Source organism: Mesorhizobium sp. M8A.F.Ca.ET.181.01.1.1 (assembly GCF_004792025.1).
Lineage (GTDB): Bacteria > Pseudomonadota > Alphaproteobacteria > Rhizobiales > Rhizobiaceae > Mesorhizobium.
In genome coordinates this window covers 451305-467369 of the sequence record NZ_SRTV01000001.1, presented here as the reverse complement: position 1 = coordinate 467369, position 16065 = coordinate 451305, and the positions used below count along the sequence as shown (strand labels likewise).

Genomic DNA, 16065 nt, shown 5'->3' with positions numbered 1-16065 from the left:
CTCATGCTTCCCAGTAGGGCGGGTCGCCAAACACATCGCGCAGCCATGCGGTGAGCGCGCGCAGTTTGGCCGATCCGCGCCGGTCCTCGGGAAAGGCCATGTAGATGCTGGCTCCTTCCGGCTCGGCGCCGACATCGACGCTCACCAGCCGCCCGTCGGCGATTTCCGCCTGGATGAAATAGGCGGGAAGCAGAGCCAGGCCGAGGCCGGCAAGCGCGGCATCGCGCATCAGGATCCCGTTGTTGACGCGCAACGTGGTCTGAGGGCGGACAGTCATCAGCCGCCGTGAAACCTTGAACCGCCAGTCGGCGGCGCCCCGGATCGAATAGATGATGCCCTTGTGGCGTTTCAGGTCCTCGACGGTCCCGGGCCGCCCGAATGTCTCGAGATAGTCCGGCGCGGCCACCAGGAAGCGCCGGCTGGAAGCCAGCTTCCTGACGATGACGGGGCCGTCGTCGACCACTGGCCCGTGACGCAAAATGGCGTCGTAGCCGTCGGCCACTATGCTGACGAAGCGGTCGTCGAGATCGAGCGTCATCTCAATCCCCGGATGCTTGGCCAGGAAGCCATACAGCGCCGGGCCGAGATGCAGGATGCCGAAACTGGTCGGCGCCGCTATTCTGAGCGGCCCGGCGAGTTCACCGCGGCGCTCTGCGATCTCGGCGCTGGCATCGGCCACCTCCTGCATAATGCGCTTGGCGCGTTCATAGAAACTTCGTCCTGTCTCGGTGATGGAAAGCTTGCGCGTCGTGCGGTCCAGCAGCTTCGTGCCGAGGCCGCGTTCGAGTTCCGACAGCCGCTCGCTGATGACGGATTTCGACAGCGCCATGCGCCGGGCCGCTTCGGTGATCGAACCGGATTCCGCCACGGCGACAAAGGCGGCGGCGGCTTCGAGCTTCAGCATTGTTCGGCTTTCCCGAATTCACAATCAGGCGACCGTCGCCTAACGAAATCAAGGGCATGGTGTCATAGTTCACAAAACCGCGATACCGCGGTGATAGAACAAACCTCCAGGAGTGCTTACATGTTTCGTCCTTTGGTCATCGTGCTCGGCTTGTTGGCAATGAGCGTTCCGGCCTCGGCCCGCGTGGTCGCCTTTCCTGCCAGCTTCAAGACGCAGACGATCAAGACCAACGGCACCAGCCTGCACGTCCGCGTCGGCGGAAAAGGCCCGGCGGTCGTGCTGCTGCATGGCTTCGCCGATACCGGCGACATGTGGGCGCCGGCAGCGATTGCGTTGATGAAGGATCACACGGTGATCGTGCCGGACCTGCGCGGCATGGGCCTTTCGGCGCATCCTGACGACGGCTACACCAAGAAGAACCAGGCGGTCGACATCGCCGGCGTGATGGATGCGCTGAAGATCGACAAGGCCGAGCTGGTAACGCACGACATCGGCAACATGGTCGGCTATGCGCTGGCCGCGCAATATCCGAAGCGCATCACCAAATGGGTCGTCATCGACGCGCCGCTGCCGGGCATAGGCGACTGGGACAAGATCAAGCAGAGCCCGCTGCTGTGGCACTTCAACTTCCGAGGCCCCGACATGGAGCGGCTGGTCGCGGGTCGCGAGCGCATCTACCTCGATCGCTTCTACAACGAACTGTCGGCCGACCCGAAGAAGATCGACGAGGCGACGCGCGTCCACTACGCAAAACTCTATGCACGGCCGCATGCCATGCATGACGCCTTCGAGCAGTTCAAGGCATTCGACCAGGACGCCATCGACAACCAGGCAATGCTGGCCGGCAGCGGCAAGCTGTCCATGCCGGTGCTCGCCGCGGGTGCGGAAAAATCGGCCGGCACCAGCCAGGCCGACATCCTGCGCCTCGTCGCCAGTGACGTGACCGGAGCTGTCGTGCCCGCTTCGGGTCATTGGATCATGGAGGAAAACCCGGATGCCACCGTCAAGCTGATCACGGATTTCCTCTCCAGGTAACGGCCTATCGGGTCACTCCGTCGGCGGCGATCATGTCCAGTATCCACGGGCAGGCATAATAGTCTGCGATGCTTTTGATGACGCCGCCATCGGCATGGATGCGCACCAGATAGGCCGGCCGCCAGGCCTCGCCATATTGCCTGTCGACGACCAGCATGATCTCCCCTTCGATCGTGCCTGGCCGCATGCGCCAGGGCAGTTCACTGCGCTCATATTCGACGAAGTAGGGCGAGCGGGAGAGCAGGCCGTTATAGCAGTCCGAGACCCGCAGCCGCGCGTCGGCGCTGGTCAGCGCCCGCACCCCATCCCAGTCCCTGGCATTGAAGAGCGCGACATAGCGGCCAAGCAGCCGCTCCAGTTCAGGATCATGCGGCGGCACCGCGACCGGTTGCGCGGGCAAGGCGGCGAGCTTGGCGCGGCCGCGATTGAGCGCCGACTTGACGCCGCCCGATGTCGAACCGACCAGGTCGGCGATCTCGTCCAGCGAATGGTCGAAGACGTCCTTGAGCAGCACGCAGGCGCGCTCCTTCGGCGGCAGGTGCACCACCAGCCGCTCGATGGCGCGGCCGGCGCCCGGACCGGCCGGCTCGACCGGCAACACGATGTCGTCGCCGGCATAGAAGGCTTCGGCCGCGTGCCGCGTGCGGCGATTGCGGATGAAGTCGATGCACCTGTTATGCGCGATGCGAAACAGCCACGGCCGCAGCGCCTGCGCATCGTCGAGCAGCTCGATCTTGCGATAGGCCTCGAACAGCGCCTCCTGCATGATGTCCTCGCCATCCAGCGCCGAGCCGGTCATGCGCGCGCAATAGCGATGCAACCTGGCGCGCAGATGCGAAACCGTCTCCAGGAACGCGGCATAGCGCAGGTCGAACACGCGGTCGGGCTCAGGCCAGGCCCGCATGGCTTGCGTCGTCTCGGGGGTTTTGCGGATCTGCTGGTTCATCGCGGCACGTAGGTCAGGGTCACCACGCCGTTGGCGAAACGATGCGTGCCGACAAGATCGAGATCGACCGGTCCGACATCGTCGAAGGCGCGCTTGCCGTGCCCGACCCATGTCGGCACGATCGACAGATGATACTCGTCCACCAGCCCCGCGCCAAGCAAGGTGCGGTCGAGCTGCGACACCCCATATTTCAGGATGTCGCCGCCCGGTTGCCGCTTGATCGCGGCGAGCGCTTGCACAACGTCACCATCAAGCAAGGTGGCATTCCACGACACCGTCTTCAGCGTCGTCGAGGCGACCAGCTTCTTCAGGCCGTTGATGCGGTCCATGTAGGGGCTATCCCTGATGTCTGGCCAGCGTGCGAAGAACATCTCGTAGGTGACGCGGCCAAGCAGGAAGAACTCGACGTTCGAAAGCGCCTGCAAGGCATGGTCCACATTCTCCCCGACGAAGAACGGCGAGGCCCATGTCATGGGTCCCTCGATGACGCCATCCAGCGAGACGAAACTCGACACGATCAGGCGCTGCATGCTCACGCCGCCCTTTCGCTGGTCTTCCCACCGGCTGCCGGCAGCCCCAGTCTCGGCCGTACCCAGGTAGCGAAGCGGGCAATGGCATCATCGGCTTCCGGCGCCCGCCCGGCCATCATCTGGAAGGAGTGCAGCATGCCGTCGAAGACGTCGAGCCGGGTCTCGACGCCTGCCTGTCTCGCCCGCTCGGCGAACATGCGGCTTTCGTCGACAAGCGTCTCGTCGGCGCCGGCCTGCAGGAAGACGGGTGGAAAGCCGGAGAGATCGGCGTAGAGCGCGCTGACCTCGGGATCGCGCCGATCGGCATCGCCGATGAAGTTGGCCGCCAGCCAGTCGACGCCAGCCTTGGCGAAGGCCGGATCTTTTTCGCGGTTGGTCTCGTAGCTGGCGGCGGTCATCGCCATGTCGAACCAGCCGGAGATGATCAGCGTGGCGACGGGCAGCGGCCGCCCCTGCGCGCGCAGCCGCTGCAGGACGCCATAGGTCAGCACCGCGCCGCAGGAGTCGCCGGCGATCACGATCCGCCGGGGGTCGAAGCCTTGGTCGACAAGCCAGTTCCAGGCTGCCATCGCCGCCTCGAGCTGGGCCGGATGCTTGGCCTGATGCGCCAGCGGATAATCGTAGACCAGCGCCCGGCAGCCGACGGCCTTGGCGAGATGGCCGACCAGCTTGCGGTGGGTGTAGATCGAGCCGCCGATGAAGCCGCCGCCATGCGCATAAAACAGCACCCGCTGCTCGTCGGCGCCCTTGGGCACAACCCACATCGCCGGCACGCCGCCAGCATCGACCTCGATATAGTCGACGCCGCGCGGCTCGCCGGTCAGCGCCGTCCAATGGACATCGTTGTGGTCGATGATCGCTTGCGGGCTGGTCAGCTTGCCCGCATTGGCCGCGATCGCGGCGTAATGGATCCTGTTTGCCTCGCTCTCGATGCTCGCCATGATATTCTCCTGGGGTTGCGGATCGCGGAAGGCGCGACCTTCGAAGGCAGAGACGTACGGGCAGGCAAAAAGGATACGTGGCGGCCGGCGCTTTTTTTGCGGACGCGCTCAGCCGCCAAACATCGCGGCATGCCGCCGGGCGAATTCGACGAACGGCGTCGGCCGCACGCCGAACATCTCATGCGTGGCCAGATGCACCCGCGATTTCGGCCGCCGCCGCCGCTCCGCCAGTTGCTCGTCGAGCGCATCGGCGAAGTCGGCAGGGACGCCGGCGGCCAGCAGATTGCGCCGGCGCTCCCGCGGGCTAATATCGACATAGCGGACCGGCTTGCCGATCCCTTGCGAAATCCGCGCCGCGATGTCGCTCATGGTCAGCGCCTCGGGTCCGGTCAAGTCGAGGCTCTCGCCTTCGTGGCCGCCATCGCGCAGCAGCCGGACGGCGACCTTGGCGATGTCCTCGACATCGACCGGCGACAGTTCGGTATCGCCGAGCGCGAGATAAAAAGCGCCTTCCCTGGCGATGGTCGGCGCGTCGCGCAGATAGACCTGCATGAACTGGCTGGGGCGCAGGTGGGTCCACGCCATGCCGGCTCCCTCCAGATAGCGCTCGACTTCCTCATGCATGCGCGTGAAGCGGAACTTGGTCGCGTCATAGCCGATGTTGGATTCGGCACCGGAAAACTTCACCACATGCGTGACGCCGGCCTGCTTGCAGGCGTCGATGAAACGACACTGCGTCTCGACCATGTCTTGCGCGGCGGTCGAAATCATCAGCACGCGATCGATGCCGTCCAGTGCCGCGCCAAGCGTCTCCGCCCGGCGCATATCGCCCTCGATCAGGTCGACGCCCGCAAGTCCGCCGAGCCCTGCCGCGGATGCCCGGTCCAAATCGCGAACCAGCGCCCGCACTTGATACTTCCGCCGTGCGAACTCGCGTACGATTGCCTTGCCGTTCAGGCCGGTGGCGCCTGTCACCAGGATCATGGTCTGTCTCTCCATTCAGCATTGATGCGGCCGCCCTTTCGGCGACCGCATCTTGAAGACGAAGAGAAGCGGGCAAAGGATTCCGGCCAAACGTCTTTTTTTCGGCGCGAGGCCGTACGCCGCCGGATCAGCCCGCCGGCGCGTAGCGGCTGACCACCATGCCGCAGGCATAGGCCTTCGAGCCGAGCAGCCGCAGGTTTCGGAACCCGCCCTCGTCGAAGATACGGCGGCCGGCGCCCAGCACGGCAGGATTGACGAACAGCTGGAACTCGTCGACCAGCCCGGCCGCGATCAGCGCCGACGCAAAGCCGACGCCGCCGAAGACGGCCATATCGCCGCCCTCGCCCGCCTTCAGCGCGTTGACCTCGCGCGGCAGGTCGCCGCTCACCACCGTCGTGCGCTCCCACCGCGAGCCCTCGAGCCTGTCGCTCGGCACCACCTTGCGCGCTTCGACGATGCGCCGGGCAAAAGCATAGAACGGATCGGCCGGATATTTCCTCGCCGCATTGCCCCAATGGGTGAGATAGCCCTCCTCGGCCATCTTGCGGCTGAGCACAATCGTGTCGATGCCGGCGAACACGGCGTTGAAATCCTGTTTCAGCTTGGCGTCCCAGCCATTGTCGTCGCCCCACTCCCAGAGTTGCCACGGGTGATCGGCGTCGGCGCCGACGAAACCGTCGACCGACATCTGCATCTGCAGGATGAGCTTTTTCATCGGGTGTCCTCATCAGATTTGCCTAAGGATGGTTTACTTTCGGAACCATTTGACCTGTCGGGAAAAATGATGTCAATAGTAAAGTGATTTAAAATTGGAACCATAGGGATGTCGACGCGCGAACGATCCGCTTGCCCGATCAACCTGTCGCTGGAACTGCTCGGCGATCGCTGGACGCTGCTCATCATCCGCGACCTGGTCTTCGCCGGCAAAAAGCATTTTCGCGAGTTCCTGCAATCCGATGAAGGCATTTCCTCGCGCACATTGGCCGAGCGGCTGCAGACCCTGCAGGACGAAGGCATCCTCACCCGCAGCAACGACCCGAGCCACGGGCTGAAGGCGATCTACCGGCTGACCGAGGCCGGCATCGACTTGCTTCCGGTGCTGGCCACGCTCGGCGCCTGGGGCAGCAAGCATCGCAAGGCCGATGACAAGCTGGCCCGTATCGCCGAGGAACTGGCTGCCGGCGGCGAGCCGGCGCTGGAACGGATGAAGGTGGCACTGCGGGCAGAGCATGTTGTAGGCGCTTCCTTCTCCGTTCGAGGAGCATCCAACGGCCCGCATTGACAACGATCCCTTTTTGTTCTCTATATGTTCCGGTCTATCAGCAATCGCGGATGAGCGGAACAGGATGGAAACGACGGCCACCATCCTGCATGCCGATCTCGACGCCTTCTATGCCTCGGTCGAGCAATTGCTCGACCCGACGCTGCGCGGCAAGCCGATCGCGGTCGGCGGCGGCGTGGTGCTCGCCGCCTCCTATGAGGCGCGTGCCTTCGGCGTGCGCGGCGGCATGCCGGGGCGCAAGGCGCGCGAGCTTTGCCCGCAATTGATCTTCGTCGGCGGCAATTTCAGCCACTACCAACGGCTGGGCGACGCGGCGATCAAGGTGCTCGACGATTTCACGCCGGTGGTCGAGCGCATCTCCATCGACGAGGCCTTTGCCGATGTCGCCGGCTGCACGCATCTGTTCGGCTCGCCGCGAGAGATCGCCATGGCGATCCGCCGCCGTGTGCGGGCAGAACTCGGCCTGCCGATCTCGATCGGCGTGGCGCGCACCAAGCACTTGGCCAAGATCGCCTCGCAGGTCGCCAAGCCCGACGGGCTGGTGGTGGTCGACCCCGGTACCGAGCTTGCCTTCCTGCACGATTTGCCGGTCTCGCTGATGTGGGGCGTCGGGCCGGCAACCAGGGCGCGGCTGGCCGAGATCGGCGTCGAGACCATCGGCGAACTGGCCCGCACCCACAGCGGCGCGCTGACGCGGCTGCTCGGCCCCGCCGCCGGCGACAAGCTCGCGGCCCTGGCGTGGAACCGCGACCCGCGCAAGCTGGAGACGAAGCGCCGGGCGCATTCGGCCGGCGCGCAATCGGCGCTTGGGCAAAAGCCGGCCGTGGCGCGGGTGATCGTGCCGACACTGCTGCATCTGGCCGACCGCGTCGCCAGCCGGCTGCGCGCCAAGAACCGTCCCGGCCGCACGGTGACGGTGCGCGTGCGCTTCGCCGATCTCAGCGCCTTCACCCGCTCGATCACGCTGGACCAGCCGATTTCGGCGACCGTGATGCTGGCCGAGATCGCAACGGACCTGGTGCGCGGCGTGCTCGCTGACCATCCACGGGAGAAGACCATCTCGCTGCTGGCGATCTCGGTCTCGCATCTGGAAGAGAGCGCCGAGCTGCAGCTCGACCTGCCGCTCGGCCTTGCCGACGAGAAGCGCAGCCCCGGCAGCCGAAAGGGCCTCGCCCGTTTCGGCGCCGACCGCGCCGTCGACAAGATCCGCGAGCGCTTCGGCAAACAGGCGGTCGGCTACGGCACGGTGGCGCTGGAGGCGGCGCGATCAGTGCCGGACGAATTCAGGAAGTTGGCGGAAAAGGAACTGTGAGCGGAGAAGCCCTCCCGTCGCTCACGCCTTGCGGATCAACGTGCCGAACCAGGCGGCGCCGCGGTCACGGCCGACAGCAGCTCGCGCTTCACCAGCACCGGCTTTTGATAGGTCTTCCTCACGGCAATTCCCCCACACCCAGGCGTCTGGCGGCAACTAGCATCCGGCAGGCACCGCTTGTCAAGAAGAGGCGAAATTGGCTAGCGGGGCAGTTTGCAGATCGCGAAAATGGTTGCAATGATCGAAGCGAAGGGAGCGGCGGCGCCGTCTGTCGAGATCTAATAAAAGAGGGTTGCCGTGTGACCATCCTTGACAGGGCAAAGCAATGGGCAAGGGCCATCAAGCGCGATGTGATCGCCTTGTGGCTGGCCGCCCGCGATCCCCGCGTTCCCTGGTACGCCAAGGTTGCCGCCGGCGCGGTCGCCGCCTACGCGCTCAGTCCTATCGATCTGATACCCGATTTCATTCCCGTCCTCGGATATTTGGACGATCTGATCATCGTACCGCTCGGCATCCTGCTTGCGGTGAAGTTGATCCCCGCCGCCTTGATGGCTGAGTTTCGCGCGGAGGCCATTCGCCGATCCAGGCCGGCCAGCCGCGGCGGTCTCGCATTCATCGTTGGAATTTGGGTTTTGATGGCCGCCGCGCTCATCTGGTTGTTCTGGCCAGATCGCTCGGCCTAGATTTCAGGCCCGGCGTTTCTCATTGCCCCGGCAGCCCCACATCAAAGCCGCGCGGTGCCGAAAATCCGATCCCAGAAAATCGACGTCACGCCGAAATTGGCGTTCTCGTCGACATGGTGGTGCACCGCGTGGCGGCGCTTCAGCATGTAGAGATAGCTCGGATGGGTCGGATGCCAATGATGGATCATGTGGTGGACGCTGATGTACCAGAGGTAGCCCAGCATCAACCCGCAGCTCACCGCGCTGGCGGTCGCGAAATCCGAGACCATCCAGACAGGCAGGAACGCCACCAGCGCATGCACGCCCAGGCTGAGCCAGGTGGGCGTGCCCACCGGGCTGCGCTCCTCGATATGGTGACGGTCGTGCAGGTCCCGGATCCAGGGAACGTGGTGCAGCACGAACCGGTGCAGGACGTATTCGATCAGCGTCCATAGGCCCAGACAGATAAGCACCGTGCCGATCCAGTCCGGCGCGCCTTCCTCTCCGGCCTCGATCAGCCCGGCCACGCCCAATACGGCGATCACCAGCGGATAGACCACGAAGTCGCTATAGTAGCCGATCAGACCCAGCTGCATTCGGACGAATCACCTGACTTTTCGACGCCGCCCCAAAGCGATGCTATCAGATTGCCGGACTCGCGCATGAGGTGCAATCCGGATGCGCCTGACATAGCGTCGCAATTTCCCGGTGCAAGATCGGCAGACTTCGCACCAGTGCCGCAAACGGACATGCAAACATGGCAAAACGCAGCGCCGGCCTGCTGATCTATCGCCGCAGCGGTGGTGACATCGAGGTGCTGCTGGTGCATCCCGGCGGCCCGTTCTGGGCGAAGAAGGACGATGGCGCCTGGTCGATCCCGAAGGGCCTCGTCGACCAGGGCGAGGACGAGTTGGCGGCGGCGCGACGCGAGACCGGGGAAGAGCTCGGCACGAAGGTCGAAGGCCCCTTCGCGCGTCTTGGCGACTACCGGCAACCGGGCGGCAAGATCGTCTCGGCCTGGTCCGTCGAGGCCGACATCGATGCCGCCGTCATCAGCAGCAACACCTTCACAATGGAATGGCCGCCGCGATCCGGATCGATGAAGGAATTCCCGGAGGTCGACAGAGCCGGCTGGTTCACATTGGCCGAGGCCGAGGTGAAGATTTTGCAGGGCCAGCGCCCGATGCTGTCGGATCTGGCGGGGCAACTGGGCGTGGCATGATCGCCGACGGCAAAGCTGCCAATCTCCCCCAAGAGGGGAAGATGGCCGGCAGGCCAGAGGGGGGCGCTGTCCCGCCAACGTCTCGGTCAATCAGGTATGTCCGTCGGAGGCTTGCGTGAAAGAGGATCATACCGATAGGCAGTGATCCTTGGCGCCCCCCTCTGCCCTGCCGGGCATCTCCCCACGAGGGGGAGATTGGCTGTCATCCCCCAAACCGCGCCGCCGTCCACGCCCCGCTGGCCGCGTTCGACTCCACGGCGGCGGCGACGAACTTCACGCCGCGCGCGCCGTCGACCACGTCGGGCACCTGTGCCGCGCGGGCAGGATCGACCACGCCCCCCGAACGGTGGGCGCGGATGATGTCTGCGGCGTCGCGGTAGAAATTGGCGAAGGCCTCGATATAGCCCTCCGGATGCGCCGCCGGCATGCGCGACACGCGCCGGGCTTCCGCCGTCGAGCCGTGGCCGCCGCGCACCAGCGTGCGGGTTTCCTCGCCATGGACGGAAAAGCGCAGTTCCTCCGGCCGCGTGCCCGACCATTCGAGCCCGGCTCTGTCGCCATAGATGCGCACGGAGAGGTCGTTGTAGTGGCCGGGCGACGTCTGGCTGGCCAGGATCGTGCCGCGCGCGCCGTCGGTCCAGCGCACCAGCACATGCGCATTGTCGTCGAGCCGGCGCCCCGGCACGGCGGTGAACAAATCGGCGGATACAGCCTCGGCCTCGCGGCCGGAGATGAAGCTTGCCAGGTTGAAGGCGTGCACGCCGATATCGGCCAGCACCGCCGACTGCCCTGCCCTCGCCGGATCGGTGCGCCATTCCGCCTGCTTCTGGCCGTCGGCATCGATCGGCTTGGTCAGCCAGTCCTGGATATAGGCGCCATGCACAGACACGATCCGGCCGAGTTCGCCCGCCATCACCATCTCGCGCGCCTGGCGCACCATGGCGTAGCCGGTGTTGTTGAGGGTGACGACGAAGCGGCGCTTTTTCGCGCGCGCCAGCGCCACCAGCGCTCGCGCGTCATCAAGCGTCGTCGACAGCGGCTTGTCGCAGATCACGTCGATGCCGGCTTCGAGAAAGGCGGTGGCGATCGGCGCGTGCAGATGGTTGGGCGTGACGATGACGACCGCCTCGATGCCATCCGGCCGCGCGGCCTCCGCCTTGGCCATGGCGCGATAATCGGCATAGCTGCGATCCGGCGCGATGCCGATTTCGGCGGCCGAGGCGGCGGCATTGTCCGGATCGGACGACAGCGCGCCGGCGACCAGCGCGATCTGGTCGTCAAGCCGCATGGCCAGCCGATGCACCGCGCCGATGAAGGCGTTGCGGCCGCCGCCGACCATGCCCACCCTCAAGCGCGTGCCCGCCGACCCGTCCGATGTTGCGTAGACCATGTTTCCTCCTCCACCTATCACTTCGTCATCCTGGGGCGGAAGCAAGGAGCGCAGCGACGCGGCGCAGACCCCAGGATCCATGCCGTGGCTTCAAGGCGTTGCGACGGTGCAGAATCTTCTGATTCCGCCGCGTTCCTCGGCAACTGTCACGGCATGGATCCCTTGGGCTGCGGAGCAGCTCCAGGGGTCTCCGCGACGGAGCTTCGCTCCTGCTTCGCCCTGGGATGACGACGTTGGAAGGACTTACCGAGCCCCCCTACCACCCTCGAACAGGATTTCCAATTTCCATATTGTAAAACGATCGTATCGCGCTAGCCTGAATTCATGAGCGGGGCGAGAAAACCATCCGGACGATCCAGTGCCGACGAGGCGGCGACGCGCAAGCGCGGGCGTTCGCTGGCGGCCCTTGGCTATATACAGCCGCAGACCTATGAAGAGCTGCGCGCGGTGCTGTCCTCCGGCACGGTGCATTTTCCGAAGCGCCTGCGCCAGGTGGCGATCTTCCTGTGGCAGCATCCGAGCGAGGTCGCGCTCGGCACCATCGCCCAAGTGGCGGCACAGGCCGGCGTGCAGCCCTCGACGCTGGTGCGCTTCGCGCAGATCTTCGGATATTCGGGCTTTTCCGATTTCCAGGGCCTGTTCAAGGACCACGTCAAGGGATCCTGGCCGGAAGGCCGTGGCGAGCAGCGCGCCGAGGCCGAGCCTAACGCCGCCATGCATTTCCTGCGCGGCATGGTCGGCGCCTCGCAGGCCTCGCTCGGCCGCATCGAAAGCGGCTTCGATGTCGAAAGCTTCGAGAAGATGTTGGCGACGCTGGCCGACGCCGACCTGATCTACGTCATCGGCTCCAAGCGCGCCTTCCCCGTCACCACCTATCTGTCGCTGACGCTTTCGCAGCAAGGCGTGCGCAACGTGCTGGTCGACAATGTCGGCTCGACCGCGCTCGACCAGGTCGGCTGCATCGGCAGGCAGGATGCGGTGCTGGCGGTGTCCTTCAGCCCCTACAATTCGATCACGCCCGACCTCGTCGCGGTGGCGCACGAACGCGGCGCCCACATCGTTACCGTCACCGACAGCACCTTCTCGCCGCTGATCCGGCTCTCGGACAGCTGGCTGGAGGTGGTGGAATCCGACTTCGCCGGTTTCCGCTCGCTGGCCGCGTCGCTCGCCGTCGGCATGGCGCTGGTCCAAGGCGTCGCGGCAAAGCGCGGCAAGTGAATATTGGAGGTTTTGATGGAGAGTTTCGACTTGTGGCGGCGACCATAAATTATCGACGCCCGCGCCGCCCCTCATCGCCCTGCCGGGCACTTCTCCCCGTATAGTGACGGGGAGAAGGGGCTGGCCTCAGCGCTGGCACCCCCTTTGCAACATTGGTGATTGGCGAAATCGGTGACGACAGCGCCCCTCTCCCCGTCACTATACGGGGAGAGGATGCCGGCAGGCAGGTGAGGGGCGGCGCAGACTTTAGGATGTCATCTGATGAACCGCCACTGGCACAATTGACTACCGGGAATTATCGTTCCATATTTTGAAAAATAGAAACTTTGTTCCGGGAGGAGGAATGGAGATCAGGCTCGAAGGCAAGGTGATATTGGTCACCGGGTCGACGCAAGGCATCGGCCGTGCCATCGCCGAGACCCTGGCGCGCTCCGGCGCGGCCGGGCTGCTGGTCACCGGCCGCGAGAAGACGCGTGGCGATGCGGTCGCGGCGGAGCTTTCGCGGCTGGGCACGCCGACACTCTTCGTCGCCGCGGACCTCGGAGACCCGGAAACTCCGGCCCTTTTGGCGCAGGCCTGCATCGAGCGCTTCGGCCGCATCGACGGCCTGGTCAACGCCGCCGGCCTCACCGACCGCGCGTCCTTCCTCGACGCCAGCCCCGAAGACTGGGCGGCGCTGTTCGCCGTCAATGCGCGCGCGCCGTTCTTCCTGATGCAGGCGGCGATTGCCGACATGCGGAAACGCGGCCAGGGGGGCGCGATCGTCAACATCCTGTCGATCAACGCCCATTGCGGCTCGCCGGAACTCGCCGTCTATTCCGCCACCAAGGGCGCGCTGGCGACGCTGACCAAGAACGCCGCCAACGCCCATCGCTTCGACCGCATCCGCGTCAACGGCATCAATGTCGGCTGGACCGACACGCCGGCCGAGCGGGTGATGCAGGCGCAGACGCTCGGTCATGGCCCGGGCTGGCTTGACGCCGCCAACGCCGCCCAGCCCTTTGGCCGGCTGCTCAGGCCGGACGATATCGCCAACCTCGCCGTCTTCCTGCTTTCCGACGCGGCCGGGCCGATGACCGGGGCGGTGATCGACCAGGAGCAGTCGGTGATCGGGGCGAACCGGTGAACGCCATCGAAACGCTTGGGCCTGGCCTGCTGGAGCGGCTTCCCGCCGCCGTGCAAAAGCCGACCTACAACCGCGCATCGCTGTCACCCGGCATGGCCCATCTCGGCGTCGGTGCCTTCCACCGCTGCCACCAGGCCGAATACACCGACGACCTGCTCTCGCTGAAGTTCGACCGCTGGGGCATTGTCGGCATCAATATCCGCCCGCCCGCGCTCGCCGACACCCTTGGCCGGCAAGGCGGCCTCTACACAAGGCTGATCCGCGAGAACGACCATGTCGAGGCGCGCATCATCGGCAGCATCGTGAAGGTGGTCGACAGCCGGGACAGCGCCGCACCGGCGCTCGCGGTGCTCGCCTCGCCCGACATCGAACTGGTGACGATGACGGTGACGGAAAAAGGCTATTGCCATATCCCGTCGACCGGCGCGCTCGATCTCGGCCATCCCGACATCGTCCATGATCTCGCCAATCCGGAAGCGCCGCGCAGCCTGCCCGGCATCCTGGCGCTGGCGCTGGAGCAGCGCAGGGCCACGCATGGCCGCAAGCTGACACTGCTCTCCTGCGACAACATTCCGACCAACGGCGTCATCCTGGAAAATGTCGTGCGGAGCTTTGCCGAACGGCGTGGCAATGGGCTTGCCGACTGGATTGCGGCCAATGCCGCCTTCCCCTCCGCCATGGTCGACCGCATCGCGCCGGCTGTGTCGCCGGATGATCTCGACAGCGTCGAACAATGGTTCGGCTATCGCGATGGGGCCGTTGCGGTGGGCGAGCCGTTCCGGCAGTGGGTGATCGAGCAGAAATTCGCCGGCCGCATGCCGCGCTGGGACCTGGCCGGCGCGACCTTCGTCGACGATGTCACGCCGTTCGAGCATCTCAAGATGCGGGTGCTGAACGGGGCGCAAACGACGCTCGCCACGCTCGGCGTGCTGGCGGGGCTCGAACACACATTCGATGCCATCGCCGACCCGCTGCTGTCGGTCTTCGTCAGGAGCATGCTGGTCGAGGAGACGCTTCCGACACTGACGCCGGTGCCCGGCATGGAGCCGTTGGCTTATGTCGAGCAGAGCCTTGGCCGGCTGAAGAACACAGCGATCCGCCATCGCAACCACCAGATCGCCACCGATGGATCGCAAAAGATCGTCCAGCGCCTGCTCAACCCGATCCGCGACCGGCTGAGCCAAGGCGCCGGCATCGGCCTGCTGTCGGTGCCGGTCGCCGGCTGGATGGCCTATCTCATCCTGGCCTCGGCGCGCTTCGGCAAACGCTGGCCGGTGTCGGATCCCTATGCCGGCAGGATCGCAGCGATCGCCGACGAAACCGGACGCGACGCGCCGGCGCTGGCTTCGGCCATCCTGGCCATCGACACGATTTTCGACCCCGGCCTTGCCGCCGACGAGGCGTTTCGCAAGACGGTGACTTCAGCGCTGGGCGAACTGCTTTCGGACGATCCGATGGCGGCCGTTCGACACAGTCTGGAGCAAGACGGGGTCGCGAGGTTGAAACGATCCAAACTATCGGCATTATAAACATCGATCGCGGGTTCGCGGTCAGGGGAGGCATGATGAAACTTGGACTGCTCACCGCACCATTCGCGGAGACTCCGCTCGGCGAGGTCGCCGGCTGGGCAAGCTCCGTCGGCTTCGAGGCCTTGGAAATCGCCTGCTGGCCGAAAACCTCCGGCGCCACCCGCCGCTATGCTGGCACCAGCCATATCGACGCCGCCGGCACCTCGGCCTCGCAGGCGAAAGAGATTGCCGCTTCGCTGGCGGAAAAGAACATGTCCATCTCCGGCCTCGGCTACTACCCCAACCCGCTGCATCCCGATCCCGCCCACCGCGAGGCGGTCATCGGCCATCTGAAGAAGGTGATCGTGCTGGCCGCCAATATGGGCGTGCCGGTCGTCAACACCTTCTGCGGCGGCGATGCCTCCAAAACCGTCGATGTCAACTGGCAGGATGCGCTGAAAGTCTGGCCCGGGATCGTCCCCCATGCACGCGACCACGGGGTGAAGCTTGCCTTCGAGAACTGCCCGATGATCTTCAGCTATGACGAATGGCCGGGCGGGCACAACATCGCCTATTCGCCGCAAGTCTGGCGCCGCATCCTGGAGAGCTGGGGCGGCGATGTCGGCATGAATTTCGACCCCTCGCACCTGGTCTGGCAGATGATCGACCAGGCCCGCTTCATCAGGGAATTCGGCCCCTACATGCTGCATGTCCACGCCAAGGACCTGATGATTGATCATGATGGATTGTACGAGCGCGGAATCCTTTCGGCCGGGATAGGCTGGCAGGTGCCTCGCATGCCGGGGCTGGGCGATGTCGACTGGAGCGGCTTCTTCTCCGGCCTCTACCGCGCCGGCTATGACGGCTCGGTCATCATCGAGCACGAGGACAGGCGATTTGAAGGCAGCGACGATCAGGTGAAACGGGGTTTTCTGCTCGCCCGCGACGTGCTGCGTCCCTTCGTCAAATGACGGCAAGGCGAGCCACTTGACTCTGTTTGTGAGT

The 16065-nt window shown here is 65.2% G+C and carries 17 protein-coding genes; 9 read left to right on the top strand and 8 right to left on the bottom strand.

The genetic code is table 11. The annotated features are described in order from the left end of the window. Window position 1 precedes the first annotated feature (1 nt). The gene (locus EN824_RS02245) at window positions 2-904 is read right to left on the bottom strand and encodes a LysR family transcriptional regulator (RefSeq protein WP_135931830.1); all 903 of its coding nucleotides are present in this window, start codon (window positions 902-904) and stop codon (window positions 2-4) included. A 159-nt stretch (window positions 905-1063) separates the two neighbouring features. Here EN824_RS02245 and EN824_RS02240 point away from each other — a divergent pair, with 159 nt between their 5' ends. Continuing rightward, window positions 1064-1939, top strand: a complete 876-nt coding sequence (locus EN824_RS02240) for an alpha/beta hydrolase (protein WP_245520960.1) — start codon at window positions 1064-1066, stop codon at window positions 1937-1939. Between the two features lie 4 nt (window positions 1940-1943). Here the strand turns inward: EN824_RS02240 and EN824_RS02235 are convergent, their stop codons facing one another. From EN824_RS02235 to EN824_RS02215, 5 genes are all read right to left on the bottom strand, one after another. Continuing rightward, entirely contained in the window at window positions 1944-2885 is a 942-nt protein-coding gene (locus EN824_RS02235; protein ID WP_135931828.1) for a sigma-70 family RNA polymerase sigma factor, read from the bottom strand. Further along, window positions 2882-3415 (bottom strand): dihydrofolate reductase family protein, encoded by a 534-nt coding sequence (locus EN824_RS02230; protein WP_135932117.1) that lies wholly within the window; start codon window positions 3413-3415, stop codon window positions 2882-2884. The genes EN824_RS02235 and EN824_RS02230 overlap by 4 nt, the downstream gene beginning before the upstream one ends. A gap of 2 nt (window positions 3416-3417) precedes the next feature. After that, window positions 3418-4356: an alpha/beta hydrolase gene (locus EN824_RS02225; protein WP_135931827.1), complete on the bottom strand. Its 939-nt coding sequence runs from the start codon at window positions 4354-4356 to the stop codon at window positions 3418-3420. Between the two features lie 108 nt (window positions 4357-4464). Continuing rightward, complete coding sequence (locus EN824_RS02220) at window positions 4465-5340, bottom strand: SDR family oxidoreductase (protein WP_135931826.1); 876 nt, start codon at window positions 5338-5340, stop codon at window positions 4465-4467. Window positions 5341-5467: 127 nt separating this feature from the next. Beyond that, entirely contained in the window at window positions 5468-6055 is a 588-nt protein-coding gene (locus tag EN824_RS02215; RefSeq protein ID WP_135931825.1) for a dihydrofolate reductase family protein, read from the bottom strand. Between the two features lie 108 nt (window positions 6056-6163). Here EN824_RS02215 and EN824_RS02210 point away from each other — a divergent pair, with 108 nt between their 5' ends. From EN824_RS02210 to EN824_RS02200, 3 genes are all read left to right on the top strand, one after another. After that, window positions 6164-6622 (top strand): helix-turn-helix domain-containing protein, encoded by a 459-nt coding sequence (locus EN824_RS02210; RefSeq protein WP_135931824.1) that lies wholly within the window; start codon window positions 6164-6166, stop codon window positions 6620-6622. A gap of 64 nt (window positions 6623-6686) precedes the next feature. Continuing rightward, window positions 6687-7934, top strand: a complete 1248-nt coding sequence (dinB, locus tag EN824_RS02205; RefSeq protein WP_135931823.1) for a DNA polymerase IV — start codon at window positions 6687-6689, stop codon at window positions 7932-7934. Between the two features lie 299 nt (window positions 7935-8233). Next, on the top strand, window positions 8234-8617 hold the full coding sequence (locus EN824_RS02200; RefSeq protein ID WP_135931822.1) for a YkvA family protein: 384 nt from the start codon (window positions 8234-8236) through the stop codon (window positions 8615-8617). Between the two features lie 41 nt (window positions 8618-8658). Here the strand turns inward: EN824_RS02200 and EN824_RS02195 are convergent, their stop codons facing one another. After that, window positions 8659-9192 (bottom strand): sterol desaturase family protein, encoded by a 534-nt coding sequence (locus tag EN824_RS02195; protein WP_135931821.1) that lies wholly within the window; start codon window positions 9190-9192, stop codon window positions 8659-8661. A gap of 161 nt (window positions 9193-9353) precedes the next feature. On the opposite strand from EN824_RS02195, the gene EN824_RS02190 reads away from it, so the two are divergent. Continuing rightward, window positions 9354-9818, top strand: coding sequence for an NUDIX domain-containing protein (locus EN824_RS02190; protein ID WP_135931820.1), 465 nt, complete (start codon window positions 9354-9356; stop codon window positions 9816-9818). A 202-nt stretch (window positions 9819-10020) separates the two neighbouring features. Here the strand turns inward: EN824_RS02190 and EN824_RS02185 are convergent, their stop codons facing one another. After that, window positions 10021-11208: a Gfo/Idh/MocA family oxidoreductase gene (locus EN824_RS02185; RefSeq protein ID WP_135931819.1), complete on the bottom strand. Its 1188-nt coding sequence runs from the start codon at window positions 11206-11208 to the stop codon at window positions 10021-10023. A gap of 324 nt (window positions 11209-11532) precedes the next feature. Between EN824_RS02185 and EN824_RS02180 the strand changes: the two genes are divergently transcribed. The 4 genes from EN824_RS02180 (at window position 11533) to EN824_RS02165 (ending at window position 16031) form a co-directional block, all read left to right on the top strand. After that, on the top strand, window positions 11533-12426 hold the full coding sequence (locus EN824_RS02180) for a MurR/RpiR family transcriptional regulator (protein WP_127278495.1): 894 nt from the start codon (window positions 11533-11535) through the stop codon (window positions 12424-12426). A gap of 343 nt (window positions 12427-12769) precedes the next feature. Further along, entirely contained in the window at window positions 12770-13552 is a 783-nt protein-coding gene (locus tag EN824_RS02175; protein WP_127870347.1) for an SDR family oxidoreductase, read from the top strand. After that, the gene (locus EN824_RS02170) at window positions 13549-15081 is read left to right on the top strand and encodes a mannitol dehydrogenase family protein (RefSeq protein ID WP_135931818.1); all 1533 of its coding nucleotides are present in this window, start codon (window positions 13549-13551) and stop codon (window positions 15079-15081) included. The genes EN824_RS02175 and EN824_RS02170 overlap by 4 nt, the downstream gene beginning before the upstream one ends. Window positions 15082-15116: 35 nt before the next feature. Then, the gene (locus tag EN824_RS02165) at window positions 15117-16031 is read left to right on the top strand and encodes a sugar phosphate isomerase/epimerase (RefSeq protein ID WP_127280810.1); all 915 of its coding nucleotides are present in this window, start codon (window positions 15117-15119) and stop codon (window positions 16029-16031) included. Window positions 16032-16065: the final 34 nt, after the last annotated feature.

Bases quoted from the DNA above. Each gene is read 5' to 3' on its own strand.
- EN824_RS02245 (WP_135931830.1), bottom strand. From the start codon at position 904: ATGCTGAAGCTCGAAGCCGCCGCCGCCTTTGTCGCCGTGGCGGAATCC.
- EN824_RS02240 (WP_245520960.1), top strand. From the start codon at position 1,064: ATGAGCGTTCCGGCCTCGGCCCGCGTGGTCGCCTTTCCTGCCAGCTTC.
- EN824_RS02235 (WP_135931828.1), bottom strand. From the start codon at position 2,885: ATGAACCAGCAGATCCGCAAAACCCCCGAGACGACGCAAGCCATGCGG.
- EN824_RS02230 (WP_135932117.1), bottom strand. From the start codon at position 3,415: ATGCAGCGCCTGATCGTGTCGAGTTTCGTCTCGCTGGATGGCGTCATC.
- EN824_RS02225 (WP_135931827.1), bottom strand. From the start codon at position 4,356: ATGGCGAGCATCGAGAGCGAGGCAAACAGGATCCATTACGCCGCGATC.
- EN824_RS02220 (WP_135931826.1), bottom strand. From the start codon at position 5,340: ATGATCCTGGTGACAGGCGCCACCGGCCTGAACGGCAAGGCAATCGTA.
- EN824_RS02215 (WP_135931825.1), bottom strand. From the start codon at position 6,055: ATGAAAAAGCTCATCCTGCAGATGCAGATGTCGGTCGACGGTTTCGTC.
- EN824_RS02210 (WP_135931824.1), top strand. From the start codon at position 6,164: ATGTCGACGCGCGAACGATCCGCTTGCCCGATCAACCTGTCGCTGGAA.
- dinB (WP_135931823.1), top strand. From the start codon at position 6,687: ATGGAAACGACGGCCACCATCCTGCATGCCGATCTCGACGCCTTCTAT.
- EN824_RS02195 (WP_135931821.1), bottom strand. From the start codon at position 9,192: ATGCAGCTGGGTCTGATCGGCTACTATAGCGACTTCGTGGTCTATCCG.
- EN824_RS02190 (WP_135931820.1), top strand. From the start codon at position 9,354: ATGGCAAAACGCAGCGCCGGCCTGCTGATCTATCGCCGCAGCGGTGGT.
- EN824_RS02185 (WP_135931819.1), bottom strand. From the start codon at position 11,208: ATGGTCTACGCAACATCGGACGGGTCGGCGGGCACGCGCTTGAGGGTG.
- EN824_RS02180 (WP_127278495.1), top strand. From the start codon at position 11,533: ATGAGCGGGGCGAGAAAACCATCCGGACGATCCAGTGCCGACGAGGCG.
- EN824_RS02175 (WP_127870347.1), top strand. From the start codon at position 12,770: ATGGAGATCAGGCTCGAAGGCAAGGTGATATTGGTCACCGGGTCGACG.
- EN824_RS02165 (WP_127280810.1), top strand. From the start codon at position 15,117: ATGAAACTTGGACTGCTCACCGCACCATTCGCGGAGACTCCGCTCGGC.